This window comes from Halalkalicoccus sp. NIPERK01 (genome assembly GCF_030287405.1).
Classification (GTDB): Archaea; Halobacteriota; Halobacteria; order Halobacteriales; family Halalkalicoccaceae; genus Halalkalicoccus.
Genome location: NZ_JASVVV010000004.1, coordinates 137,259 through 161,349, shown reverse-complemented (window position 1 = coordinate 161,349; position 24,091 = coordinate 137,259). Strand labels below are relative to the sequence as shown.

General features: G+C 68.9%; 26 protein-coding genes. 9 read left to right on the top strand and 17 right to left on the bottom strand.

Annotated elements, in window-relative coordinates; all coding sequences use genetic code 11:
* Nucleotides 1-2: 2 nt before the first annotated feature.
* Nucleotides 3-251, bottom strand: coding sequence for a hypothetical protein (locus tag QRT08_RS13045; RefSeq protein WP_286046401.1), 249 nt, complete (start codon nt 249-251; stop codon nt 3-5).
* 114 nt (nt 252-365) lie between these two features.
* Between QRT08_RS13045 and QRT08_RS13040 the strand changes: the two genes are divergently transcribed.
* From QRT08_RS13040 to QRT08_RS13025, 4 genes are read left to right on the top strand one after another with little or no spacing between them, the layout of a single operon-like run.
* On the top strand, nt 366-572 hold the full coding sequence (locus QRT08_RS13040) for a dodecin family protein (RefSeq protein WP_286046400.1): 207 nt from the start codon (nt 366-368) through the stop codon (nt 570-572).
* 37 nt (nt 573-609) lie between these two features.
* Nucleotides 610-864 (top strand): DUF7967 family protein, encoded by a 255-nt coding sequence (locus QRT08_RS13035; RefSeq protein WP_286046399.1) that lies wholly within the window; start codon nt 610-612, stop codon nt 862-864.
* Between the two features lie 42 nt (nt 865-906).
* On the top strand, nt 907-1,815 hold the full coding sequence (locus QRT08_RS13030) for an ABC transporter ATP-binding protein (RefSeq protein WP_286046398.1): 909 nt from the start codon (nt 907-909) through the stop codon (nt 1,813-1,815).
* Complete coding sequence (locus tag QRT08_RS13025; RefSeq protein WP_286046397.1) at nt 1,812-2,705, top strand: ABC transporter permease; 894 nt, start codon at nt 1,812-1,814, stop codon at nt 2,703-2,705. The genes QRT08_RS13030 and QRT08_RS13025 overlap by 4 nt, the downstream gene beginning before the upstream one ends.
* On the opposite strand, the gene QRT08_RS13020 is transcribed toward QRT08_RS13025, so the two are convergent.
* The 4 genes from QRT08_RS13020 to QRT08_RS13005 all read right to left on the bottom strand — a co-directional run bounded on the left by QRT08_RS13020 (nt 2,702) and on the right by QRT08_RS13005 (nt 7,328).
* Nucleotides 2,702-3,079, bottom strand: coding sequence for a DUF8147 domain-containing protein (locus QRT08_RS13020; RefSeq protein WP_286046396.1), 378 nt, complete (start codon nt 3,077-3,079; stop codon nt 2,702-2,704). The genes QRT08_RS13025 and QRT08_RS13020 overlap by 4 nt on opposite strands.
* A gap of 10 nt (nt 3,080-3,089) precedes the next feature.
* Nucleotides 3,090-5,141, bottom strand: coding sequence for an NAD-dependent DNA ligase LigA (ligA, locus tag QRT08_RS13015; protein ID WP_286046395.1), 2,052 nt, complete (start codon nt 5,139-5,141; stop codon nt 3,090-3,092).
* Between the two features lie 164 nt (nt 5,142-5,305).
* Complete coding sequence (locus QRT08_RS13010) at nt 5,306-6,421, bottom strand: FAD binding domain-containing protein (RefSeq protein ID WP_286046394.1); 1,116 nt, start codon at nt 6,419-6,421, stop codon at nt 5,306-5,308.
* A 76-nt stretch (nt 6,422-6,497) separates the two neighbouring features.
* Nucleotides 6,498-7,328 carry a manganese catalase family protein gene (locus tag QRT08_RS13005; RefSeq protein ID WP_286046393.1) on the bottom strand — a complete coding sequence of 277 codons (831 nt, stop codon included), beginning with the start codon at nt 7,326-7,328 and terminating at the stop codon, nt 6,498-6,500.
* Nucleotides 7,329-7,535: 207 nt separating this feature from the next.
* Between QRT08_RS13005 and QRT08_RS13000 the strand changes: the two genes are divergently transcribed.
* Together QRT08_RS13000 and QRT08_RS12995 are read left to right on the top strand one after the other, a co-directional pair.
* Entirely contained in the window at nt 7,536-8,648 is a 1,113-nt protein-coding gene (locus QRT08_RS13000) for a pyridoxal-phosphate-dependent aminotransferase family protein (RefSeq protein ID WP_286046580.1), read from the top strand.
* Nucleotides 8,649-8,699: 51 nt separating this feature from the next.
* Nucleotides 8,700-9,599: a nucleoside hydrolase gene (locus tag QRT08_RS12995; RefSeq protein ID WP_286046392.1), complete on the top strand. Its 900-nt coding sequence runs from the start codon at nt 8,700-8,702 to the stop codon at nt 9,597-9,599.
* Between the two features lies 1 nt (nt 9,600).
* Here QRT08_RS12995 and QRT08_RS12990 read toward each other — a convergent pair whose 3' ends face one another.
* From QRT08_RS12990 to QRT08_RS12950, 9 genes are all read right to left on the bottom strand, one after another.
* The gene (locus QRT08_RS12990; RefSeq protein WP_286046391.1) at nt 9,601-11,292 is read right to left on the bottom strand and encodes an ABC transporter ATP-binding protein; all 1,692 of its coding nucleotides are present in this window, start codon (nt 11,290-11,292) and stop codon (nt 9,601-9,603) included.
* Entirely contained in the window at nt 11,289-12,149 is an 861-nt protein-coding gene (locus QRT08_RS12985; protein WP_286046390.1) for an energy-coupling factor transporter transmembrane component T family protein, read from the bottom strand. Before QRT08_RS12985 ends, QRT08_RS12990 begins: the two co-directional genes overlap by 4 nt.
* Nucleotides 12,146-12,754, bottom strand: a complete 609-nt coding sequence (locus QRT08_RS12980) for an ECF transporter S component (protein WP_286046389.1) — start codon at nt 12,752-12,754, stop codon at nt 12,146-12,148. The genes QRT08_RS12985 and QRT08_RS12980 overlap by 4 nt, the downstream gene beginning before the upstream one ends.
* A 121-nt stretch (nt 12,755-12,875) precedes the next feature.
* Nucleotides 12,876-14,048 (bottom strand): enolase C-terminal domain-like protein, encoded by a 1,173-nt coding sequence (locus QRT08_RS12975; protein ID WP_286046388.1) that lies wholly within the window; start codon nt 14,046-14,048, stop codon nt 12,876-12,878.
* A 36-nt stretch (nt 14,049-14,084) separates the two neighbouring features.
* A complete protein-coding gene (locus tag QRT08_RS12970) occupies nt 14,085-14,561 on the bottom strand; it encodes a hypothetical protein (RefSeq protein WP_286046387.1) in 477 nt (158 codons plus the stop codon).
* A 57-nt stretch (nt 14,562-14,618) separates the two neighbouring features.
* Nucleotides 14,619-16,541 carry a serine hydrolase domain-containing protein gene (locus tag QRT08_RS12965; protein ID WP_286046386.1) on the bottom strand — a complete coding sequence of 641 codons (1,923 nt, stop codon included), beginning with the start codon at nt 16,539-16,541 and terminating at the stop codon, nt 14,619-14,621.
* Nucleotides 16,542-16,620: 79 nt separating this feature from the next.
* A complete protein-coding gene (locus QRT08_RS12960) occupies nt 16,621-16,869 on the bottom strand; it encodes a hypothetical protein (protein ID WP_286046385.1) in 249 nt (82 codons plus the stop codon).
* Between the two features lie 37 nt (nt 16,870-16,906).
* Entirely contained in the window at nt 16,907-18,103 is a 1,197-nt protein-coding gene (locus QRT08_RS12955; RefSeq protein WP_483299964.1) for an MFS transporter, read from the bottom strand.
* A 32-nt stretch (nt 18,104-18,135) separates the two neighbouring features.
* A complete protein-coding gene (locus tag QRT08_RS12950; RefSeq protein ID WP_286046383.1) occupies nt 18,136-19,395 on the bottom strand; it encodes a hypothetical protein in 1,260 nt (419 codons plus the stop codon).
* Nucleotides 19,396-19,533: 138 nt separating this feature from the next.
* Between QRT08_RS12950 and QRT08_RS12945 the strand changes: the two genes are divergently transcribed.
* Entirely contained in the window at nt 19,534-20,814 is a 1,281-nt protein-coding gene (locus tag QRT08_RS12945) for an O-acetylhomoserine aminocarboxypropyltransferase/cysteine synthase family protein (RefSeq protein WP_286046382.1), read from the top strand.
* A complete protein-coding gene (gene metX, locus QRT08_RS12940; RefSeq protein WP_286046381.1) occupies nt 20,811-22,010 on the top strand; it encodes a homoserine O-acetyltransferase MetX in 1,200 nt (399 codons plus the stop codon). Before QRT08_RS12945 ends, metX begins: the two co-directional genes overlap by 4 nt.
* Here metX and QRT08_RS12935 read toward each other — a convergent pair.
* The 3 genes from QRT08_RS12935 to serB all read right to left on the bottom strand — a co-directional run bounded on the left by QRT08_RS12935 (nt 22,007) and on the right by serB (nt 23,274).
* Entirely contained in the window at nt 22,007-22,165 is a 159-nt protein-coding gene (locus tag QRT08_RS12935) for a hypothetical protein (protein WP_286046380.1), read from the bottom strand. The two genes, metX and QRT08_RS12935, sit on opposite strands and share 4 nt — an antisense overlap.
* A 42-nt stretch (nt 22,166-22,207) precedes the next feature.
* Nucleotides 22,208-22,564 carry a hypothetical protein gene (locus QRT08_RS12930; protein ID WP_286046379.1) on the bottom strand — a complete coding sequence of 119 codons (357 nt, stop codon included), beginning with the start codon at nt 22,562-22,564 and terminating at the stop codon, nt 22,208-22,210.
* Nucleotides 22,565-22,626: 62 nt separating this feature from the next.
* Nucleotides 22,627-23,274, bottom strand: a complete 648-nt coding sequence (gene serB / locus QRT08_RS12925; protein WP_286046579.1) for a phosphoserine phosphatase SerB — start codon at nt 23,272-23,274, stop codon at nt 22,627-22,629.
* A gap of 51 nt (nt 23,275-23,325) precedes the next feature.
* On the opposite strand from serB, the gene QRT08_RS12920 reads away from it, so the two are divergent.
* Nucleotides 23,326-23,892 (top strand): NUDIX hydrolase N-terminal domain-containing protein, encoded by a 567-nt coding sequence (locus QRT08_RS12920; RefSeq protein ID WP_286046378.1) that lies wholly within the window; start codon nt 23,326-23,328, stop codon nt 23,890-23,892.
* Nucleotides 23,893-24,091 lie beyond the last annotated feature (199 nt).

Here is a 24,091-nt window from a genome sequence, read left to right as displayed (position 1 = left end):
GACTAGTCCTCCGAATCGCTTGAACCTGCCGACACCTCGAACTCCCCGCGAACGGAGAGATACAGGGCGACGCCGACCGCGAGCGCGAGCGGGTTCAGCAGGCCGAACAGGAACAGCGCCAGCGCCCAGTTCAGCGCCTTCTCGCTGCCGCGCCCGTCGGCGTCGCGGTAGGTCCAGTAGCCGACGACTATCGGGACCAGCAGGTAGACGAGCCCCAGCGCGAGCAGATCCGCCTGCAACGGCGCGAGCATGCCCGATCTACGGCCACCACCCGAATGCGTCTATCGATTCCTCATCTGAGCGAAACGCCTCCGAAATCAGTCATCTGGTTAACTATATGCTCGCGTCGGTCGTATCGGGTCCCCATGACCGCAGTCAAGATCATCAAGGTGCTCGGCACCTCCGAGGAGTCCTGGGAGGCGGCCGCGAAGGAGGCCATCGAGCGGGCGAACGAGTCGGTCGAGGGGATCAGCGGGATCGAGGTCGAGGACTGGACCGCGAGCGTCGAGGACGGCCAGATCACCCAGTACAAGGCGACCGTCGAGATCGCGTTCCCGGTGCGCGGCGAGTAAGCGCCGCATACAAACCCGGCGGATCCGAAGCGGGGGTATGGCAGACTCCGTCCGGTGCTGGCTGGTCGAGCGCACGTACGACGACAAGGGGCTGATCCGCCTCGTCTACGCCCCTCCTGACGGATCGGGCCAGTTCGTCACCGAGCGCGCGGCCGCGAGCGGCGTCGACGCCACAGCGGCGGTCGAGGTCGACCCCGGGAGGCTCGATCCCATCGACGAGGCGAACGCCGAGCGCTACGCGGGCGAGGCAGAGCGGATGGCCGAGCGCCACGACCCCGACGAGTCGATCTGATCGACCTAAAGACCTATATCCGACCTGTGGCAAGCCCCGCCCATGGCCGCGATCGAACTGCACGGCGTGAGTAAACGCTACGACGACGTCGTCGCGGTCGAGGACCTCGACCTCGAGGTGCGGGAGGGCGAGGTCTTCGGCTTCCTCGGGCCCAACGGCGCGGGCAAGTCGACGACGATCAACATGATCCTCGACTTCGTCCACCCCTCCCGGGGGTCCATCGAGGTGCTCGGCTACGACGCCCACGCCGACAGCCTCCGGATCCGCGAGCGCATCGGCGTCCTCCCCGAGGGGTTCGACGTCTACGACCGGCTCACGGGCCGGAAACACGTCGCGTTCGCCGTCGACTCCAAGGGGGCGGGCGACGACCCCGACGCCCTTCTTGAGCGTGTGGGAATCGCCGATGCCGCGGATCGCAAGGCCGGCGACTACTCGAAGGGGATGCGCCAGCGCCTCGCGCTGGCGATGGCGCTCGTGGGCGACCCCGACCTGCTCGTCCTCGACGAGCCCTCGACGGGGCTGGACCCCAACGGCGCGCTCGAGATGCGAGAGATAGTACGAGAGGAGGTCGATCGCGGCGCGACGGTGTTTTTCTCCTCGCACATCCTCGGGCAGGTCGAGGCGGTCTGTGATCGGGTGGGCATCCTCCGCGAGGGTCGGCTCGTCGCCGAGGACAGCGTCTCCGGGCTCCGGGAGGCCGCCGGGGCCGACGCGACGCTGCGGATCACGGTCGGGGAACTCCCCTCGCGGGCGGTCGACGAACTCCGCGGGATGGACGGCGTCTCGGGGGTCGAACGGGACGGCTCGACCCTCCGGGTGGGGGTCGAGAACGGCTCGAAGACCGCCGTCCTGAGCACCCTCGAGGAGGAGGGCGCGGAGGTCCGGGACTTCGAGACCGAGGAGGCCTCGCTGGAGGACCTCTTTCGGGCCTACACGGAGGGCGCGGCATGAGCTGGCGGGTCGTCGCGCGCAAGGACTTCGAGGACTCGATCCGCTCGTGGTGGATCGTCGCCCTCTCGGCGCTGTTCGTCGTCCTGTTCGTCGTGCCCGCGTACTTCCTCGCGGAGGGCGTCGGCGGGGCCGTCGTCGAGCAGACCGGCGAGCAGATCTCCTCGGACGCCTTCATCAGCCTGCTGGCGTCGTTCGTCGCCTTCCTCATCCCGATCGTCGCGATCGTGCTCGCGTACGCCTCGGTCGCCGGCGAGCGCGATTCGGGCACGCTGAAGCTGCTGCTCGCGCTGCCGCACTCGCGCCGTGACGTCGTCCTGGGGAAGATCGTCGGGCGAAGCGCCGTGATCGTGCTGCCCGTGCTCGTCGGCTTCCTCGCCGCCGCGGTCGTCTTCCTGATCACGCCCGTCTCGCTCGAGGCCGGCAACTACCTCGCGTTCGCGCTGCTGTCGGCGCTCCTGGGGGTGGTGTTCGTCTCGCTCTCGGTCGGGATCAGCGCGGCGGCCGGGACCCGGCGACAGGCCATGCTCGGGAACGTCGGCATCTACGTGATCTTCTCGCTGTTCTGGGGGAGCTTCGCCGAGGGGCTGGTCAACCTGCTCAACGAGTACACCGGCGCGGCGTTCGAGACGCTCGTGCGGGTCCAGCTCGCCGTTCGACTCCTCAACCCGGTCGACGCCTACCAGTCGCTGGCGGCGATCCTCTGGACGAGCGACGCGCTCGGCGCGCGCCTCTCGCTGTTCGGCGGCGGACTCGCCGGGCAGGTGTACGGGCAGGCGCTCGATCCCCTCCCCGCGTACTTCTCGGACCCGGTCGTCGCGGTCGCCTTCCTCGCGTGGCTGGCCGTTCCGCCGCTACTGGGCTACCTCGCCTTCCGCGACGCCGACCTCTAGCTCGGTCGGCCCCCGCTTCGCGCCCGAACGGCCAGCCAGCCGTGGATCGCCGCCGCGACGACCGCGGCGAGGCCGACCGCCCGATGAACGTCGAAGGCGATCCCGGCCGCGACGTACGCGAGCGCCGCGTACGCGAGGACGGCGTAGCCGAACCCGGCGATGGCGGCGCCGGCCCGCCCCGCCGGCCGGCCGATCCCGTCGAACCGAGCGGAGACCAACGCGAAAACGACGAACGCCGCGAGCGCGCCCGCCGGGAGCCCGACGAGGGCGGAGAACGCGATCGTCCCGGCGAGCAGTTCGGTCGTCAGCGCTCCGACGACCAGAAACGCCGACAGACCCGCCCCGAGGGCGACGGCGATCCGCGTGGCGCTCATGGGACCGCCCTCATGTCGACACGCCCCGCTCGTCGAGCAGCGCCTCGAACTCCCCCGGATCGAGTTCGGGTACGTCGTTCTCCGCGGCGTCCTCGCGCTTGGTCGCCCCCGAGCCCTCGCCGACGACGAGGTAGTCGGTGTTGCCCGAGACGCTGCCCGTGACCGACCCGCCGTGGCGCTCGATCACCTCTCGAGCCTCGCTTCGGGTCCGCTCGGGGAGCGAGCCGGTGAAGACGAACGTGAGGTCCGAGAGCGCCTCGCCCTCCTCCCGGTCGACCGATTCGGGTTCGACGCCCGCCCCGCGGAGTTCGCGAATCACGCGCCTGTTCTGTTCGCTGTCGAAGAAGCCGCGGATCTCCCCCGCGACGACCTCGCCGATCTCGTCGACCCCCTCGAGGTCGGCCTCGCTCGCCGCCATCAGGGAGTCGAGGTCGCCGAAGGCGCCGGCGAGTTCTCGGGCGGTCGCCCGGCCCACGTGGGGAATGCCGATCGCGGCGAGGAAGGCGTCGAGCGGCGGGGATTTCGAGGCCTCGAGTTCCGAGAGAAGGTTCTCGGCGCTTTTCTCCCCCCAGCCCTCCAGTTCGACGAGGGCCTCCCGGTCGAGCCGGTAGAGGTCGGCGACGCTCCCGATCAGCCCCGCCTCGACGAGCCCGTCGACCCGCTCGCCGCCCAGCCCCTCGATATCCAGTCCCTGATCGCTCGCGTAGTACTGCACCGACCGCCGCAGTTGGGCGGGACAGGCCAGCCCGCCGGTGCAGAAGGCGATCGGGCCGTCGCGCTCGATCGCGCTGTCACAGACCGGGCAGGTCTCGGGGAACTCGAAGAACCCCTCCGAGCGTTTCTCGACCACTTCGGCGACGTAGGGGATCACGTCGCCCGCGCGCTCGACGCGCACCACGTCGCCGACGTTGACGTTCTTCTCCCTGATCTCCGCGGGGTTGTGCAGGCTCGCCCGCGAGACGGTGACGCCGCCGACATCGACGGGATCGAGCAGCGCGACCGGGGTGAGCCGTCCAGTCCGCCCGACCTGCAGGGCGACGTCCCCGATCGCCGTCTCGCCGGCCCGCGCGGGGAATTTGTACGCGAAGGCCCAGCGATAGTGCCGGGAGGTCGCGCCCAACTCCTCGCAGGCGGCCCTGTCGTCGACCTTGATCACGACGCCGTCGATCTCGTAGTTCAGCGATTCGCGCTCCTCGATCAGTTCGTCGCGGTACTCGATCGCCTCCTCTATGTCGGCGACGCGCTCGGCCCGGTCGTTGGTCTGCAGGCCGAACTCCGGAAGGGTCGTGATCTCCTCCCACTGGGTTTCGAACTCGCGGCTGGCATCCAAAACGTCGTAGAAGAAGCAGTCGAGCGGGCGTTCTGCGGTGATCGAGGGGTCGAGCTGGCGGATCGTCCCCGCGGTGGCGTTGCGCGGGTTCGCGAAGGGCTCGTCGCCGTGCTCGACGCGCTCGCGGTTGTACTCCTGAAACGCGTCGCGGGGCATGAAGATCTCGCCGCGGACGGCCAGAAAGTCGGGGTACTCCCCGCGTAGGCGTTGAGGAATCGAGCGGATCGTTCTAACATTTGCGCTCACGTCGTCGCCCTCCCGCCCGTTGCCACGGGTCACTGCCCGCTCGAAGACGCCGCCCTCGTAGACGACCTCGATCGACACCCCGTCGAACTTCGGCTCGCAGGTGTATTCGACGTCGCCGACCTCGCGCTCCATCCGGTCGGCGAACTCTCTTACGTCTTGGGCCTCGCCGCTCTGCTGGATCGAGAGCATCGGCGCGACGTGTTCGACCGTCTCGAGTTCGTCGAGCGGTTCACCGCCCACACGTCGGGTGGGGCTGTCGGGCGTCTGGAGGCCGAACGACTCCTCGATGTCGACCAGCCGCTGAAAGAGGGTGTCGTAGGTCCGATCCGCGATGACGGGGTCGTTCTCGACGTAGTACCGGCGGTCGTGGTGTCGGATCGCCTCCCTCAACCGGCGGGCCTCGCGCTCTGCGTCCTCCTCGCTCAGTTCGTCGACGGGGGCGAGCTGCTCCGGCGGCTCCCGAAGATAGGGGTTCTCGTCGCTCATTGTCCGCTCTTTTCGCCCGCCGATCAAAAACGCCGCCGTCTCCGCCGTACGCACACCCGAACTCGTAGGGAGCATCGTAGACGTTCAGCGATCCCCTCTCCGAGCATCGAACGCCGGACCCAGTCGAGACGCGCCGTGGTTCCGGCTGGCTACGATACTCCCTATCAGCCCATGTAGCTCTCGCCCATCCTGATCCCCTCCCGAACCAGCTGCCGGCCCGCCGCGAGGCGTTTCCCCTCCCACTTCTCGAACGCCGACTCCACCCTTTCGTGCCCGTCGAGCGCCCTCCCGAGGTCGATCGCGTCGGCGGCGGCCTTCGCGGTCCCCGCGGCGGTGTGGGGTCGGGCGACGAACGCCGCGTCGCCCAGCAAGCAGACCCGATCGAAGGCCATCTCGGGTACGGAGAGGTCGTAGATCGTCTGGACGAACGGGTTTTCGGTTTCCCCGACCAGCCGGGAGAAGACGTCGGGAAACTCCTCGGCACTCGCCCGCAACCCGCGTTCGACCTCTCCCCGGAGGTCGCCGGGCGCGACCGAGAAGTCGTGCTCGACCCCCCGAGAGTCGGCCAGAAGCTCGTTCAGCCGATCCTCGTCGCGCACGTTGTCGTACCAGACCCAGTTGAGTCGGCGCGTTCCCGCCCGCGTCCCGCCGTCGGGGCCGGGAATCAGATACCCCAGAATCAACTGACAGTCGCCCTCGAAAAAGAGGAAGGTGCCCTCGAATCGCTCGACGAGGCTCTCCGAGAGCTCCCGCTCGTCGATCAGCCCCCGCCAGGCGACGTAGCCGGCGTACTCCGGGGAGACCTCCGGGAGGAGTTGCTCGCGCGTCTCCGAACGCCCGCCTTCGGCGATAGTTAGTAGGTCCGCTCGTCCCTCCGATCCGTCCTCGAACCGCACCGAGACCTCCTCGTCCTCGTGCTCGAACCCGACGACCCGACCCTCGTAGTAGCGCTCGTCGTCGACCGCCTTTCGAAGTCGGCGGTAGAGCGTGTCCCACCCCGTGAACGTCATCGAATCGCTCCGCGCCTCGCGGACGCTCCCGTCGCGCTTCAGGTACTCCCTGCGCTGGGTCGTGAGTGTGATCTCCTCGCTCGCGATCCCGCGCTCTTCGAGGTACTGCAACATCCGAGGCTGGGCGACGATACCCGCTCCACGGCTCTCCAGTTCGCCCGCCGCGCGCTCGAAGACGTCGACCCCGTGGCCGGCCTCGCCCAGCGCGAGCGCAGTGAACAGCCCGCCCATCGACCCGCCCGAGACGATCACGCGAAGGTCGTCCGTCATCCCGCCGACCTTCGGCCGCGACGCTCATAGGCCTACGGCCGGCGAAAAAAGGCGCGAACGGGTGCAGGCCGTCGGATCAGTCCGTCGGCTCGTTGTACGCCCGCGGGTCCGGCGAGGGCAGGTCGGGCTTCCCGCCGCCGGGTTGACGACCGAAGGAGAACTCGCCCTTTCCGTCGACCGACTCGCCCGTCGTCCACGCCGTCTCGGGGTCGTCGGTCGGCTCCCGCGTCGTCGAGAGGAACTCGTAGTTGAACTCTCGGTTCTCCTCCTCCTGCGGGAAGCTGTCGGGCACCGGCAGGTGGTCGAACGCGTCGTCGGGGTTCCCGAGGTCCTGGAGCGCCGCGAGCCACTGGTTCTGGTGCATGGTGTCGCGGGCGATCAGGTACGACAGCATGTCCTTCATACCCGGATCGTCGGTCATCTCGTAGAGTCGAGTCGCGAGCGTTCTCCCGGTGGCCTCGGCGGTCACGTTCGCGTAGAGGTCGGCCGCGGGGTTGCCGCTCGCGTAGACGTGGTCCGTGCTGAAGGGGTTGCCCTGGCTGTCCTCGGGCATCGCGCCGAAGCCCGCCGAGAGGAACTGCCGGGGCAGGTAGCCAGCCATTGCGGCGTTGACCGCGCCGTCCCGGGCGAACTCCTCGCGCATGCCGACCGGGGCTCCTTCGAGGTTCTTCGCGACCGCCGTCGCGAGCATCTCGACGTGGCCCAGCTCCTCCATCGCCGTCTCGTAGAGCAACATTCGCATCCGCTCGTTCTCCGGCGGCTGGTTCATCCCCTGGAACAGGTACTGCATGAACACCCGGATCTCGCCCTCGACGCCCCCGATCGCCTGCTGGAGCATCCGCGCGAACGCCGGGTCGGGCTCCTCTACCTCGACCGGGTACTGGAGTTCGTTTTCGTGGAAGAACATCACCTCTCGGTACGACGATCCGCCGGTAAGTCGTGGTGCTTGCGTGGGCGACGGTATCATGACCTCCCCGACGGCGCCATTTGCGGAGATCCCCGGGGCTTATCCCCTCGCGCGCGAACCGCGAGGTACGGACGGGTCGGTGACCCTCCCGCTCTCGAGGCGCTCGGCAAGCGCGCGGGACGGCATCGACTCCCCCTGGTGATCCACGTGACCGAGAAACGCGAGTACACGGACGACTACACGGACAAGACGCTGTACATCCCGGGACCGACCGAAGTGCGCGAGGACGTGGTCGAGGCGATGGCCCAGCCGATGTTCGGTCACCGGAGCGAGCGGATGACCGACCTCTACACCACGATCGTCGAGGACACCAAGGACTTTCTGGGCACCGACCACGACGTGATCGTACTCACGGCCTCCGGGACCGAGTTCATGGAGAGTTCGATCCTCAACCTCGTCGACGAGAACGTCCTCGTGACGACCTGCGGGAGCTTCAGCGAGCGACAGGCGAACGTCGCCGAGCGCCTCGGGAAGGACGTCGACACGCTGGAGTACGAGTGGGGCCGGGCGGTCAAACCCGAGGACGTCCGCGAGACCCTCGAGGAGAGCGACACCGACTACGACGCGGTCACCTGCGTGATGAACGAGTCCTCGACCGGGGTTCGGAACCCCATCGAGGAGATCGGGGACGTCGTCGCCGAGTTTCCTGACACCTATTTCGTCGTCGATGCGGTCTCGGCGCTGGGCGGGGACCACGTCGACATCGATAGGCATGGGATCGACGTCGTCTTCACCTCCGTGCAGAAGGCCTTCGCGATGCCGCCGGGGCTCGCGGTCTGTGTCGTCAGCGAGGACGCCTACGAGCGCGAGGTCGAGAGCGAGTCGGCCTCGTGGTACGGCGGGTTCCAGCGCTCGCTCGACTACTACGACCGCAAGGGCCAGACCCACTCTACCCCGGCGATCCCGGTCATGCTCGCGTACCGAACGCAGATGAAGCACATGCTCTCCGAAGGGCACGACGCTCGAAGCGAACGTCACCGCGAGATGGCCGAGTACACCCGCGGGTGGGCCCGCGAGCACTTCGGCCTCTTCCCCGAGGAGGGCTACGAGTCCCGAACCGTGAGCTGCATCGAGAACACCCGGGGGATCGACGTCGCCGGGACCATCGACGCGGTGAGCGAGGAGTACGACATGGTCTTCTCGAACGGCTACGGCTCACAGCTGGGCGAGGAGACGTTCCGCATCGGCCACATGGGCGAACACGACGTCGAGAGCATTCGAGCGCTCACCGACGCCATCGAGGACGTCGCCGACCTGTAAGCCTCCCGAACCCGACTGAAGCTTTTCCCTCCGGCCTCCGTAGGCGGGGCCATGTCCCTTCTGATCGACACGGATCCCGGCTGTGACGACGCGCTCGCCCTCCTGCTCGCGCTCGAAAGCGATCTCGACATCGTCGGACTGACGACCGTCGCCGGCAACTCTTCCGTCGAGAACACCACCCGAAACACGCTCGCGCTGCTCGACTTCCTCGACGGCGATCTGCCCGTTTCCCGCGGCGCGGACCGGCCCCTCGTGAAACGCCAGGACACCGCCGAGTTCATCCACGGCGAGGGCGGTCTGAAGGGCGACCTCCCGGACCCGAGACGGGGGCCCGTCGATACGTCGGGAGCCGAGTTCATCGTCGAGCAGGCACGGAAGGACGGAAACCTCACGATCGCCGCGATCGGCCCGCTGACGAACCTCGCGCTGGCGCTCGGGATCGAGCCCGATCTGCCCGATCTTCTCGACGGGGTGCTGGTCATGGGCGGGGCGGTCTACGCGCCCGGCAACCGCACGCCCGCGGCGGAGGCGAACCTCCACGCCGATCCCGACGCCGCCAGCCGAGTTCTCCAATCCCTCGACCCCACGTTCGTCGGCCTCGGCGTCACGGTTCGGGCGACGCTCGACCCCGCTACCCTCGATCTCTCGGGTCGACGCGGCGAGGTCGTCGAGGAGTGGCTGGAGTACTACCCCGACCACGTGCGCGGGCGCTACGGGATCGAGCACTCGCCGATCCACGACGCGGCGGTGATCGCCCAGCTCACCGACGACGTCCTCACCGTCGAGGAGCGCGCCCTCGAGATCGATACGCGCGAGGGGCCGTGTCGGGGGGCGCTGGTCAGCGACGAGTACGGCGTCACCGACGAGGCGGAGAACGGCCGCGTGGCGACCGACATCGACGTGTCGGCGTTTCGCGCGTCGCTCGCGCGAGCGATCGAGTCCGCCCTGTAGATCACTCGACGTACTCGAACAGTTCGTCGATCGAGAGCAGCGTCGGCAGGCCGAGTTCGTGACCGATCCGGGTGACGACGGGCGGGTCGACGTCGGTTTCGGCGAGGATCTCGGGGTTGCCGAAGACCTCCCGCGGGCTCCCGTCCAAGAGGACCTCACCCCGCCCGAGCGCGATCACGCGGTCGGCGTACCGGCGCGCGAAGCCCACGTCGTGGGTGATGACGACGACGAGCCGTCCATCCGCGACCAGTTCCTCGACGGCGTTGCTCAGCAGGGCGGTGCCGGGGGCGTCCTGCCCGCCGGTCGGTTCGTCGAGGACGACGGTGTCGGTGTCCATCGCGAGCACCGAGGCGACGGCCACGCGCTTGCGCCGCGGCATCCCGAGGTCGTAGGGGTTTCGATCGCGGGCGTCCTCGAGGTCGAGGCGGGAGATCGCGCGCTCCGTGGTCTCGTCGGCCCGCTCCTCGTCGAACGCCAGGTTCTTCGGCCCGTAGCGCACTTCGGCCTCGACGCTGTCGTGAAACAGCTGGTCGTCGGGGTTCTGAAACGAGAGGCCGACGTGCCGGGCCAGTTGGGCGACGCGGGCCTCCCGCGTGTCCGTTTCCTCGACGAGAACGACGCCCTCGGTCGGTTCGAGCAGCCCGTTCATGTGCTTGACGAAGGTGGTCTTGCCCGCGCCGTTCTGCCCGACGAGACAGACACAGCCCGACGCCATGTCGATCGAGACGCCGGAGAGCGCCTCGACGCCGCCCTCGTAGACGTGGCGCACGTCCTCGAAGGTGACGCGAGCGTCGCCAGCCGCCTCCCTCCCCTCCTCGGCGGAGGGAACCGTCACGCCCCCGTCAGTCGCGCCGGTCACGTGCGGGCGAAGCTCCTCGATGGCCGCCTCGACGGTCAGCGGGACCCCGTCGACGTCGTGTCCCGCCTCCCGGAGCCGGCGGCCCACCCGGACCGACTGAGGGACGTCGACCAGGTCGTCGATCCCCGACGTGGTGAACACCTCCTCGGGGCCCGCGTCGTGCGCTATCTCGCCGTCCTCGATCACCAGCAGGCGGTCGAGGTGCGGCGCGAGTCGGTCGAGGCGCTGGCTGACGACGATCACCGTATACCCCTGCTCCTTCATCCCGGCGACGATCTCGAAGACCGCCTCCGCACCGTGGGGGTCGAGCTGGGAGGTCGGCTCGTCGAGCACCAGCACGTCCGGGCGCATGGCGAGCACCGAGGCCAGCGCGACCCGCTGTGACTGCCCGCCCGAGAGGCGCTGGGGGTTGCGGTCGATCAGCTCCTCGATGCCCACCCGCCGGAGGCTCTCGACCGCGCGCTCGATTATCTCCTCGCGCGGGTAGCCGAGGTTCTCGAGGCCGAAGGCGACCTCTTCTAACACCGTCGTGCTCGCGCCGGTCAGCTGATCGAACGGGTTCTCGAAGAGCATGCCCACGCGTTCGGCGAGTTCGCCGATCGAGGCCTCGCGCACCTCCCGGTCGCCCACCCGGACGCTCCCCTCTAGCTCGCCGTCGAAGTAGTGGGGAACGTAGCCGGGGATCAGCCGGCAGAACGTCGACTTGCCGGCGTCGCTCGGGCCGGTGATCCCGATGAAACTGCCCGACTCGATCTCCAGGTCGAGGCCGGAGACGGCGCGCCCCTCCCCGGTTCGGTACTCCCACGAGACGTCGTCGAACGTGATCCGGGTCACAGTAACAGCCTCCAGACGAAGACGGCGATCACCGCGAGCACCGAAAGCCAGCGGATCGCCCTGTCGAACGCGCTATCCGAGACGTCGAGCAGGTAGGTTCGCTCCCCTTTCCGGGTGAACCCGCGCGATTCGAGCGCGAGCGCGCGGGTCTCGGTCGAGATCAGCGTTCCGATCAGAAGCGGCGCCATCAGCGCGACGTAGGACTTCAGCCGTCGGCGGAGGTTCGCGGCGGTGTCGAGCCCGCGGGCCTGCTGGGCGTCGAGGATCGCCTTCGCCCGGGTCTGCATCTGTGGGATGAACTGGAGCGCGGCCATGAAGACGTACGCGACCTTGTTCGAGACGCCCTTCTCCATCAGCGCGACCGTCAGCTTCTTCGGGTGGGTCGTGACGATCGCGCCCAGCAACGCGATCATGAGGACGGTGAGCCGAAAGAGGATCAACAGCGCGAACTCGATGCCCTCCTCGTAGAACGCCAGTCGGTCGATCACGGGCACGGCGAGCGAGACCAGCACCGTCTCGTTCTGCGGATAGAAGAGCCCCTGAATGAGCACCAGCGAGAGCGCGAGCGGTCCCCCGACGGCGACGAGGACGGTTCCGACCGAGCGTGCGACGCCCGCCCCCGCCGTCGCGACCAGCGCGAACAGCCCGACCGTCAGCGCGAGCGGGCCCCAGAAGGTGGGGAGGAGAAAGGCGATCAGGATCAGCGCGCCGCTCGCGACGAGTTTCGTCACCGGGTTCAGCCGGTGGAGCGGGCTCGATCCGGGGCGGTACTCGAAGGGCGAGTCGGCACCCTCCGCGTTCTCGATCAGCGCCTCGACGTCGACGTCCGTCGTTCCTGCGGTGCCACCGCCGCTCATCGATCGCGTGCGAGCGCCCGCTGGCCGAACGAGGGCCGGTAGCGCTCGGGGACCGATTTGGCGATGAAGTACGCGATCACGACGCTCGCGCCCTTGTCGACCGGCTCCATCACCAGTTGGGAGCCGAGCACGGCGAGTTCGGTGCTGAAGCCCGACGCGAGGAACACCGCGACGACGACGTCGGGCGCGGTGCCGGTGATCCCGCCGAACAGCCAGACGAGGATCGGCCAGCTCACGAGCACCGAGGCCGCCGAGACCGCGATCGCCACGCCGGCCAGCTTGAGGTAGTCGCGCTTCTCGCGGATCAAAAACCAGCCGCGCATCGCCAGGTAGCCCGCGACCAGCGCGATGGCCGCCTGCGTCAGCGCGAACGGCAGCATCGTCGGCGAGCGCACCACCGAGAGCACGACGTTCGTCAGGATCCCGCCGACCGCCGCGACGAGCGGCCCGGCGAGGATCGCCAACAGCAGCGTGCCGATCACGTCGAGGAACAGCGGGATGCGAAGCGCGTTGGTCAGCGCCCCGCCGACGACGTTGATCCCGACCGCGACGGGGATCAGCACCCACGCGAGCGTCGTGAACCCGCCGCCGAGTCGATCCGTCATCGTTTGCGATTCTCCCGCCATCAGCGCCACCCCCTGTGACCGATCGTACGTAGTACCATCGTTACCGGTAGAAACAGACAGCCCCTACTTAACCCCTTGGACACGGACTGACACGGTCCACCTATTCGTACTCCCGGCCGCCCAGCGCCCGCGACTCGACGTACTCCCAGTCGTACTCGACGCCGAGACCGGGGCCGTCCGGGACGGGGACGGTTCCCTCGGCGTCGACCGCGTCCAGTTGGTCCGAATAGCCCCCGAGATAGACCGGCGGCTGGGTATTCTGACACTTCGGGTGGACCAGCGCGAGTTCGTAGTAGTTCGCGTTTCGCGTCGCGGCGATGCAGTGCCGTTGGGCGGGGCCGGGCGCGTGGAACTCCACGTCGAGGCCGAACCCCTCCGCGACCTTCGCGCGCTTCATCGCGCCCGTGATCCCGCCGTCGTACTCGGGGTCCGCGCGCACGAAGTCGGTCGCCTCGCTCGCGATAAAATCCGTAAAGGGTTCGAGCCCCCGGACGTGTTCGGTCTGGAGGATCGGCGTCTCGAGGTGCTGGCGCAGTTTCCGGTGGGCGTGCTGGGAGATGCCGCCGTCGCGATACGGGTCCTCGTACCAGTAAAAGTCCTGTGCGTCACACGCCTTGCCCACCTTGAGCGCGTCAGCGAACGTCTCGTACTCGCAGGCCGGGTCGAGCATGAGGTCCATCCCGCTGCCGACGCGCTCGCCGACGGCGTGGACGGTGGCGATCTCCCTGTCTATCTGGCGGGCGTCGTCGCCGCCGCCCCAGCCGTGGATTTTGAACGCCGGAAAGCCCCGTTCGCGACACTCCTCGGCGAAATCCGCGTAGGCCGCGGGGGAGTTGAGCCCGCCGCTGTCGTCGGCGTGATAGGTCGAGGCGTAGGTGGGCAGGCGCTCGCGGTAGGTCCCCAGTAGCTCGTGGATCGGGGCGTCGTGGTATTTTCCTGCGAAGTCCCACAGTGCGACGTCGAGCGGGCCGATCCCCATGCGGTCGTACTTCCTGAGCGCGCGCTTGAGTTCGCTCCAGTGGCGCTCGCGGTGCAGGGGGTTCTTCCCGATCAAATAGTCGGCGACGGTGTTGATCTGGGCAAAGGCCGGTGAGTTGCCGCCGACGTACTCGCCGGTGATCCCCTCGGTGGTCTCGATCTGGATGGCGAACAGCTTTCGCTCCGTGACCGCGCCGGGTTCGTAGGTGAGGTTGAAGCCGTTGGTGTCGGTGCCGACGTCCTCGATGGGATAGGAGAACTCCGTCGTCTGGATCCGCGTGATCCGTGGTTCCATACCGGGCACTCGCCGTCGAGGGGAAAAAGGTTGGGGCTATTCCTCGTCGGCGTCGGGGCCCCGGTCTTCGTCGTCGAGTCCGTCCCCTATATCGTCGAGGCTGCCGGCGTCCTCCCCGTCACCGAGGTCGTGGATGTCGTCCGCGTCCTCGACCTCCTCCTCGTCGATCACGTCGATGTCGACCTCGACGGGGTCGCCCCGTTGGTCCTCGACCACCTGGAGGACGAGCCGTCCGCCCTCGCGGCCGATCGCCCCGCCGATGGCGTATCCCACGGTCTGTTCCGCGAACTGGCCGGGCGTGTATCTTCCCACCGTCTGTTTGACCACCAGCCGCCCGGTCATCTGGCCGACCAGTTCGCCCATGCGCTCGAAGTCCATCGCCTCGGGGTCGCCGCGTTCGAGCGCCTCGAAGTCGACCGCCTCGACGAGTTGCGTGAGCGAATCGACCGCGAAGACCGCCTCGGTCCCCCGTTCGACGCCCCGTCCGAGCAGGTCCGGCAGGTTCGGTGCCATACCCGATTCTGACGCCCCAGACGGACAAAAAGCCTCCCTGCGCCTGCAGGTCGACCCTCAGAGCGCGAACCCCAGCAGGTTCCAGTAGCGAAGCACGGCGAGGAACAGGAGGCTCGAAAGCGCCACCAGCGTGTAGTGGAGCCGCGAGGGCACCCCCCAGTAGCGATCGCGCCACGCGAGGGCGCAGAACGCGAGCGTGCCGAGGGTCGCCACGCCGGCCAGCACCGGCAGGACGAGCAGCGCGAGAAGCGCCGTCGGCGTTCCGAGGATCAGTCGCGTCGGGTCCGTGAGCAGAAACCAGCCGAAACCGGCGAGAAACCCCAGGAACAGCGCGCTGGCGAGCCCCGCGCTCCAGCGGGCGATACGCGGCCGTTCCTCGCCCGGCGGTCGGCCCCGTGCACGCCGCCAGAGTCCGAGGGTCGACCAGCCGACCGCCGCCGAGAGGAACACGAGCGCCGAGAGCCCGATCGCCGCGGCCTGCGTCGTCGTGGTCTCGTACCACTCGAGGCGCTCGAAGGCGAACACCGGCACGCTCCCCAGAAAGAGGTGCGTGATCCCGCCCTCGCCCTCGCGGAGGACCAGCGTGTCCCCGCCGTCCTCGCGGCGGAAGACCAGCGGCTCGACCTCGACCCAGCGCTCGACGCCACCGCCGGGGATCGCCGTGACGAGCGCTCCGTCCTCGACCCGGACGTCGAGCGCCTGTCCGAACGCGCCGACCTTTTCGTAGGTGGTGTAGGGCATCCGGATCGGGCGGTACGAGCCCGACAGCTCCTCGCCGCGGGTCACCCCGTCGGTCGGCGCCGGCGGTTCGGGGTCGCCGAGGTAGCGGTCGAGGAACGCGTCGACGAACTCCTCGCGGGCCGCCGCCCCGCCGGGGCTGTTGTACGAGACGAACAGCCCGAGGTCGCGCTCGGGCACGAGCAGCAGTTGGCTGTGGAACAGTTCAGTGTCGCCGCCGTGGCCGATCACCCGCTCGCCGTCCCGGCCCAGTTCGTAGAAGCCGTAACAGATCCCGTTGACCCGCTCGTCGTGGGCGAACCGCCGTTGGTGCATCGCCTCGACCGTCTCGGGGCCGAGGATCCGCTCGCCCTCGATCGCCCCGCCGTTCAGGTGCGCGAGCATGAACCGCGCCATGTCGGTCGCGCTCGCGCTCATCGACCCCGCGGGCGGGACCCCCACGTACTCGAACTCGCCCTCGCGGAACTCGCCCTCCCGGTATCGATAGCCCTTCGAAACCGACTCGAACCCGTCGGGAACGGGTTGGGCGAACGTGCTTCGTTCCATCCCCAGCGGCTCGAAGAGGTTCTCGCGGACGTACTCCCCGAAGGTCGTCCCGGCCCGCCGGGCGACGACGTGGCCCGCGAGCGCCGCCCCGTAGTTCGAGTAGGAGGCCAACTCGCCCGGCGGGCGCACCCGTGCGGGCCGTTCCTCGGTCAGGACCTCTCCGAGCGGGCGGAGGTCCTCGGCGCTCTCGACGAAGGTACCACGATAGCGCTCCTCGAACCCCGGCGTGTGGGTGCCGAGGTGGTCGAGCGTGATCGGCTCGCCGTAGGCCTCGGGGATCGTCACGTCCTCCAGGTACTCGTTGACGTCGGTCGAGAGGTCGAGTTCGCCGCGTTCGACGCCCTGCATCACGCCGGTCCAGCCGAACAGTTTCGAGACCGATCCGATCCGAAAGAGCGTCTCCTCCGCGTGGACGGGCTCCTCGCGCTCGGCGTCGGCGTAGCCGTAGCCCTTCGCCAACAGGAGTTCGCCGCCGCCGACGACCGAGACGGTCGCGCCCGCGACGTCGTGGGCCGCGAGGTTCGTCTCCATCGCCCCGTCGACGAACGTCTCCAGGTCCCCGGGATCGGGGGCGGGAGCGAGAGCGGGCTCCTGTCCCTCCTGTGCGCCGACCGGTCGCCCGGCCAGCGCGCCCGCAGCGGCCGCGCCCGCGCCTTTGAGGACCGCCCTCCGCGTGGGGTCGGTCGCCCCCGTCATCCGTTCGTTCGCCCCGATCGGAACCGCGTCATGGCGCCCAAACGGGGGCCCAGACACATCTCTCGATGCGGTACGGGGTTCATGCCGTCTCGCCCCGCTCGCCGCGCGCGAGGACGTAGACCCCGAGCGCGAGCAGACCCGGGACCACTCCGAGGAAGAACGCGCCCGCGATCAGGACCGCCAGTTGCCACGCCCACTCGTTGCCTCGGGAGCGCGCGTCCCGGTAGACCCACCGCCCGACCACCCCGAACAGAATCAGGAGGATCAACAGAAGGATGGTCAGCTCGATGCCGCCCGGAACCGGGCCGAACAGCGGGACGGGGAACATATTTCATAACACACTAGAATGAATATATACCTTCGGTTCACTCTGGGCGGAACGTCCCCTCGACGGGGATCTCGATCCGCAAGAAGAGGGGGAGACAGACCGCGGCGATCAGGACCTCGAGGCCGCCGACGACGAGGAAGGCCGCGAGATAGCCGTAGGTATCGGCGACGGTCCCGCCGAGGAGAAAGCCCGTCAGGAAGCCGAGGCTCCCGGCGATGTTGAACCCGGCCATCGACGCGCCGCGTTCGCCCTCGCCCGCCAGGTCGGTCACCAGCGCCATCGTCGCGGGCGAGACGAGCGCGCCGAGGATCCCCACTAGGACCATCCCCGCCTGTGCGAGCGCCAGCGTGGGGACGAGGCCGACGAGGACGATCGCCCCGCCGTAGCACGCCGAGCCGATCACGATGGGGATCGTCCGGCCGATCCGGTCCGAGAGGATCCCGAAGGGATACTGCAACAGGGCGAACGGCGCGAAGAAGAGCCCGAGGACGATCCCCGTCTCGGCGGGGCCGATCCCGAAGACGTCCCGGAAGTAGAAGGTGCCCACGAGCGCGAAAAAGCCCGCCGTCAGGCGATCGACGAAGCCGAAGGCGAACGGCAGTCCCAGGGCGGGCGTCTCCGAGAGGCCCGACAGCAGCGCCCGGATCGAGCGCCGCCCTCCTGCTGGAGCGCGATCGGAGACGAACCCGAGGAGGGGGACGACCGCCAACAGGAGCACGCCGGCGGCCCACAGCGGGGCCAGCGGATCGAACGCGGCGAGCTGCCCCCCGAGGGGCGCGCCGGTCGCGGTGCCGCCGCCGATGGCGATCCCCGCCGCGCCCATGTTCTTCCCGTGGCCGCCGGGCAGGTCCATGAGCATCGTCATCGAGAGCGAAAAGGCGGCGATGGTCATCGCTCCCTGGAGGACGCGGATCACGAGGACGTGTCCGAACGTGATGTCGACGACCGCGGGCAGGCCCGCGAGGACGAGATAGCCCGCCGCGCCCCCGAGCGCACCGACGGCGATGAAGGGGACGCGCCTGCCGGCCCGGTCGCTCGCGGCCCCCCAGAGGCTCGCACAGACGACGAACGCCGAGAACTCCGCGACGAGAAACCACATGCTCGCGTCGAGGTCGGTGCTCGCACCAAGCGCCGCCACGAGGTCCGCGATCCCCGGATAGAGCAACACCTGCGCCAGCAGGACGACGAATATCACGGTCGCGAGCGCGACACGATCGCGTCTCGGGGAGGTCACGGTCGCCTCTAGGGAGGCGACCACCTAACGTTCTACGGATCGACCGGGACGACCGCGATCCCCGCGGGGATGGACGGGATCTCCGTTTCGGTCCCCGCGGGCACCGCGAGCACGACGGCGTCGCCCGCCACCTCGCGCGCCCGTTCGATCCCCGCCCCGAGGTCGGTCGTCGCGATAACCGTGAGGGAAAGCGGCCACGCATCGACGCGGAAGGCCTCGCCCTCGTCCTCGACGCTACCGTACTCGGTTTCGAGGCGTTCTCGCACCCGCGAGCGGAAGTCCCCCGACCCGTCGTCCCCGCTCCCGTCGTCGCCGCCCTCGACCGGCCGCAACTCGCCGTGTTCGGCCTCGGCGACCCCGATGGGAACGCCGATGGTCGACTCGTCGCTGCCCGCAAAGAGCAGGTCCGTCGCGTAGAACCCCTCGTCCTGCACCCCGATCAGGCTCCCCGAGTCGCCCCCGGCGCTCATCGGGCCGAAGACGTCGACGCCCTCGAAGACGACGGGTTCGTCGTAGTAGCCCCCGACCCGGATCCGGGCGTCCCGCCCCCTGAGGTCGCCGGTCGTCACGCCCGTCGTCCGGCCGCTCTTGACGTACTCCTCCTCACTATCGAGGTCGGGTTCGGCAAAGCCGGCGAGCGGGCCGATTCCGAGGATCTCCGGGTCGATGTCGTCGGGGTCGACCTCGACCAGCGCCGAGTCGACCGCGTTGGGCTCCTCCGAACTGATCTCGCTCCACGCCGCGAGCGTGCCGATCTCGTCGCCTTCTTCTCCGCCGTCGGATTCTCGATCCGACGAGGATCGCCATCCTTCGGGTGGCTCACCGCCGTCGGCGGGACCGGGCTGGAGGATCGGGTCGCCCTCGTCCGCCTCCCCGATCGGTGCGGCGACGTGGGCGTTAGTCAGGATCACCCGATCGCCGTCCTCAGTTTCGAGCACGGGCGAGCCGAGGGTGCCGGCGCTCACCGCGGGGTGGGCGATCGAGACCCCCGGCGGCGCGGGGCGGTGTCTGTCCGTCCGCTCGGACTGGCGGTCGACCGCGGGCACCGCCTGGATCGAGACGTCGCCGACCTGCTGGACGTCCGTCGGGAGGGTCTCGCCGTCGCAGTCGACGGTCCGGGGGACCCGCTCCTCCTCGGCCAGTTGCGCCTCGGGTAGCTTCCGGTCGACGAAGACCACGACGCACGTCTCGTCGGTCTTTCGCCCGTCGACGCGCTTCTTGCCGACGCCGGTGCCGACGACGTGCGGGAGCGATTCGAGCCGATCTCGGATCGACTGCGGGACGGTCACCATACCCGTACTACCCGTCCACGCGGCTTAATTCACTTCCAATAAAAATTGATATTTCTCGAATGGGCGAGATTCGTCGATCGCCGCGAATCTTGCCGTTATTGCTGGTTATAAAACTCTACGAGGATATGCACCACGTACATGACCCGATGGGGACCCGCGACGCGGAGCGTCCACGCCGGCACGCGTGCGGACCCGGCGACGGGCGCGCGCGCGCCGCCGATCTACCAGACCACCTCCTACGAGTTCGAGAGCGCCGAGCACGCCGCCGACCTCTACGCGCTCTCGGCGGAGGGCGACGTCTACTCCCGGATCAGCAACCCGACCACCCGGGCGCTCGAGGAGCGCCTCGCCGCACTCGAGAACGGGTCGGGGGCGGTCGCCACGTCGTCGGGGATGGCCGCCCTCGACGCCGCGACCTTCCTGCTGGCTGCGCCCGGCGACTCGATCGTCTCCGCCGCCGCGATCTACGGGGGGACGACGGCCTACTTCAACCACGTCGCCGGCCGCCGAGGGGTCGAGACGCGCTTCGTCGACACCCTCGATTACGAAGGATATGAGGAAGCGATCGACGATTCGACGGCGTACGTCCACCTCGAGACCATCGGCAACCCGTCGTTGGTAACGCCCGACATCGAGCGAGTGGCCGAGATCACCCACGCGCACGGCGTCCCGCTCGTGGTCGACAACACGTTCGCGACGCCCGCGCTGTGTCGGCCCCTCGAACGCGGCGCCGACCTCGTCTGGGAGTCGACCACGAAGTGGCTCCACGGCTCGGGCACCACCGTCGGGGGCGTCCTCGTCGACGGCGGCGAGTTCGACTGGACGGGCTACGAGGAACTCGCGGGCGAGAACCCCGCCTACCGGGGGATCAACTTCAGCCGTGACTTCCCCGAGGCCCCGTTCGCCGCCGCCGCCCGGTTTCGCTCGCTGCGGGCGCTCGGCGCCCAGCAGGCCCCGTTCGACGCCTGGCAGACCCTCCAGGGGCTCGAGTCGTTCCCCCTCCGGATGGAGCGCCACTGCGAGAACGCCCGGATCGTCGCCGAGTTCCTCGCGGGCCACGAGGACGTCGCGTGGGTCACGTATCCCGGACTCGAATCGCATCCGACCCACGACAACGCCCGCGAGTACCTAGAAAACGGATTCGGCGGCATGATCGCGTTCGGCCTCGAGAACGGCTTCGAGGGCGGGAAACGCGTCTGTGAGGCGGTCGAACTGGTGAGTTTCGTCGCCAACATCGGCGACGCCAAGTCGCTGATCATCCACCCCGCATCGACCACCCACGGCCAGCTCACGCCCGAACAGCGCGCGAAAAGCGGCGTCACCGAGGACCTCGTTCGCCTCTCGGTCGGGATCGAGGACCCCGAGGACATACTGGCCGACCTCGATCGCGCGATCGAGGCCGCCACCGGGGACCGATGAGCGCGAACCGGGAGGTCGCGTCGCTCGGGGAGTTTCGCTTCGAGTGTGGCGAGTCGATCCCCGATCTGGAGGTCGCCTACGAGACCTACGGCGAGTTCTCAGGAGAAAACTGCGTGCTGGTCTGTCACGCGCTCACCGGAAGCGCCCACGTCGCGGGCTCCTTTCGCGAGGGGCGGACGGATCAGGCCTCGGCGTGGTGGGAGGACATCGTCGGGCCCGGCAAGGCGGTCGACACCGCCGAGTACTACGTCGTCTGTGCCAACATCCCCGGATCGTGTTACGGCTCGTCGGGTCCCGCGAGCGAGAACCCCGAGACGGGCGAGCCCTACGGCACCGACTTCCCCCCTGTCACGGTCGGCGACTGGACGCGCGCCCAGCGAAAACTCCTCGATCACCTCGGCGTGGGCCGCCTGCACGCCGTCGTCGGCGGCTCCGTGGGCGGGATGAACGCGCTCGACTGGGCGGTCCGGTACCCCGACGACGTCCGCCGGGTCGCGCCGGTCGCGGCCGCCGGCCGCCTCGACGCCCAGTGTCTGGGCCTCGACGCCATCGCCCGCCGGGCGATCACGACCGACCCACACTGGCAGGGCGGCGACTACTACGGGGGGCCCGAACCGCAAAACGGGCTGGCGCTCGCCCGCCAGATCGGCCACATGATGTACCTCTCGAAGGCCTCGATGGAGCGGAAGTTCGATCGGCGCTCGGCGGGACGGGACGCCCACCGCGAGGCGTTTCCCGCCGATCCCGCCGCGGAGTTCTTCCCCTACCGCGACGTCGAATCGTACCTCGACTACCAGTCGACGAAGTTCGTCGACCGGTTCGACGCCAACAGCTACCTCTATCTCACGCGGGCGATGGACGACTACGACCTCGCCTCGGGCTACGAGTCCGACGCCGACGCGCTCGCGGCGTTCACGGGCGAGGCGCTGGTGATGTCGTTTACGGGCGACTGGCACTTCACCGTCGCCCAGTCCGAACGCCTCGCGGAGGCGTTTCGCGCCACCGGCAGCGGCGTGGCCCACCACGTCGTCGAGTCCGACCACGGCCACGACGCCTTCCTCGTCGAACCCCAGAAGGTGGGGCCGCCGCTCGCGGACTTCATCGACGACGGCCTCGCGGGCAAGGCGATAACCGACACGAAAACCGACGAGAGCAGCGACTTCGCGCCGGTCCACGCGAGCCTGTTTCCGCGCTAGTTCTCCGTCGTGGTGCCGAGGGCGTCGGCGACCTTTCCTCGCAGCGCGGCGTACGCGCCCAGTCCGGTCCCGGCGGCGAACGAGAGGATTCCCGTCAGCACGAGCAGCGTCAGGTCGGGGTGTTCCGCCCCCGTGTGCAGGAGTGTGAGGTCCATCGTCCCGTGATGAGGGGGCGACTCACTACCCTGTTTCGGTCCTCACTCGAGGACGTACCGGTCGAAGGCGCGTCGACGACCCAGGGTCCGTCGGCCCCACCGCCCCAGATCGGTCAGGAACAGTCGCACCTGCTCGGGGCGGGTCAACACCGTCTCGGGAACCCGCGGCGGCGACCGGAACAGGGCGATCAGACACCACATCCCGCCCGCCGCGAGCGACCCGACCGCCGAGAAAGTCATCCCGAGGGAGGCGAACGTCGTCGCGTAGACCGCCCCAATCGCCATCGATGGGAAACTCGTCGCCAGCGGGACCCGCGCGTCGACGTCGCGTAACGTCGGCGCGAGGAAGACGATCGAGAGGCTGCTGCCCACGAGGAACACTAAATCTTGCCAGATCATACATTGTACAAAACCCGGAGTACGAAATATTTACCTATTTTATCTTTAATGAATTGTCTGAATCATTCGGCGGCAGGGAGGATTCCCCGCTCCTCGAACAGGCGGCGCAGCGAGGCCATGTCGGTGACGAGTTCGTCGCAGTGGGGTTCGACCGCGGGCTTCGGGAGGAAGCCGACGGCGAGTCCCGCGACCCGGAGCATCGGTAGGTCGTTCGCGCCGTCGCCGACGGCGACGGTCTCCTCGGGATCGACCCCCTGTGCGCTCGCCAGTCGTCGGAGCGCGTCGTCCTTCGTCCCCTCGATCAGGGAGCCTTCGACCTCCCCCGTCAGTTCGCCGCCTTCGATGGGCAGGCGGTTGGCGACGATCGAGTCCACCGTGACCTCCTCGCGGGAGAGCGCGCGCTCGACGCCGCGTTCGAATCCGCCGGTGAGGACGGCGGTGTGGACGCCCGCCTCGTTGAGCGATTCTATCAACCCGGCCGCCCCCGGCCGCAGGCGGACCTCGCCGTAGGCGTCCTCGGCCTCCCCCTGCGAGAGCCCTTTCAGGAGGCCGGCACGCTCGCGGAGGCTCTCCGCATACCCGATCTCGTCGTTCATCGCGCGCTCGGTGATCTCGGCCATCTCCCCCGCCACTCCGAGCCGCCTGCCGAGCAGAACGGTCATCTCCGAGTCCGAGAGGGTCCCGTCGAAGTCGAACGCCACCAGTGTCATCGTCCGGGGTTCGTTCGCGGAGGCTTTCAACCCTGCCATCCCACCCCCGGCATGGACGCGCTCGCCCTGTTCGAGGAACTGCGCGTGATGGCGAAAAACGGCCTCGTCGACGCCGACGACCCCTACGACCGGGAGCGCTACGAACGCCTGCTCGAACTCGCCGCCGAGGGCTACGGCGAGGCGCTCGAACGCCCGTCCGAAGAGGTCCGCGACCGCCTCGCCGACGAACTCGGCTACGTCACGCCCAAGACCGGTGCGAAGGCCGTCGTCACCGACGACGAGGGTCGCCTGCTGGTGATGAAACGCGTCGACGACCGCACGTGGTGTCTCCCCTCGGGCTACACGGAACCCGGCGAATCCCCCGAGGAGACGGCGATCCGCGAGACGCGCGAGGAGACCGGCCTCGACGTCCGGGTCGCGGACCTCGTCGGGGTCTACTACCGACCGCCCGGGCGGTACGGCCCCCACGACTTCGTCGGCATCGCCTACCGCTGCGAGCGCGTCGGCGGCGACCTCTCGCTCTCCCACGAGGGCCTCGACCTCGCGTACCGGCCCGTCGGGGCGATCACGAACTGGCACGCCGACCACAAGCGGGTCGCCCGCGACGCCCTCGACTGATACCGTCGGTCATGGGACTATGACCGTCCGTGGCACGATTCATCATCAACGGCGCCTAGTACCCGTCGTTGTCACCGGCGATGGACGTAGTTATGACCGACAGTATGAGACCCCTTCGACCGCCAGGGACGCGAATCCGAGCGGTCATCGACGCGAGCCGAACCTCCCCGCTAGACGACAGCGCATCGGACACGAATCC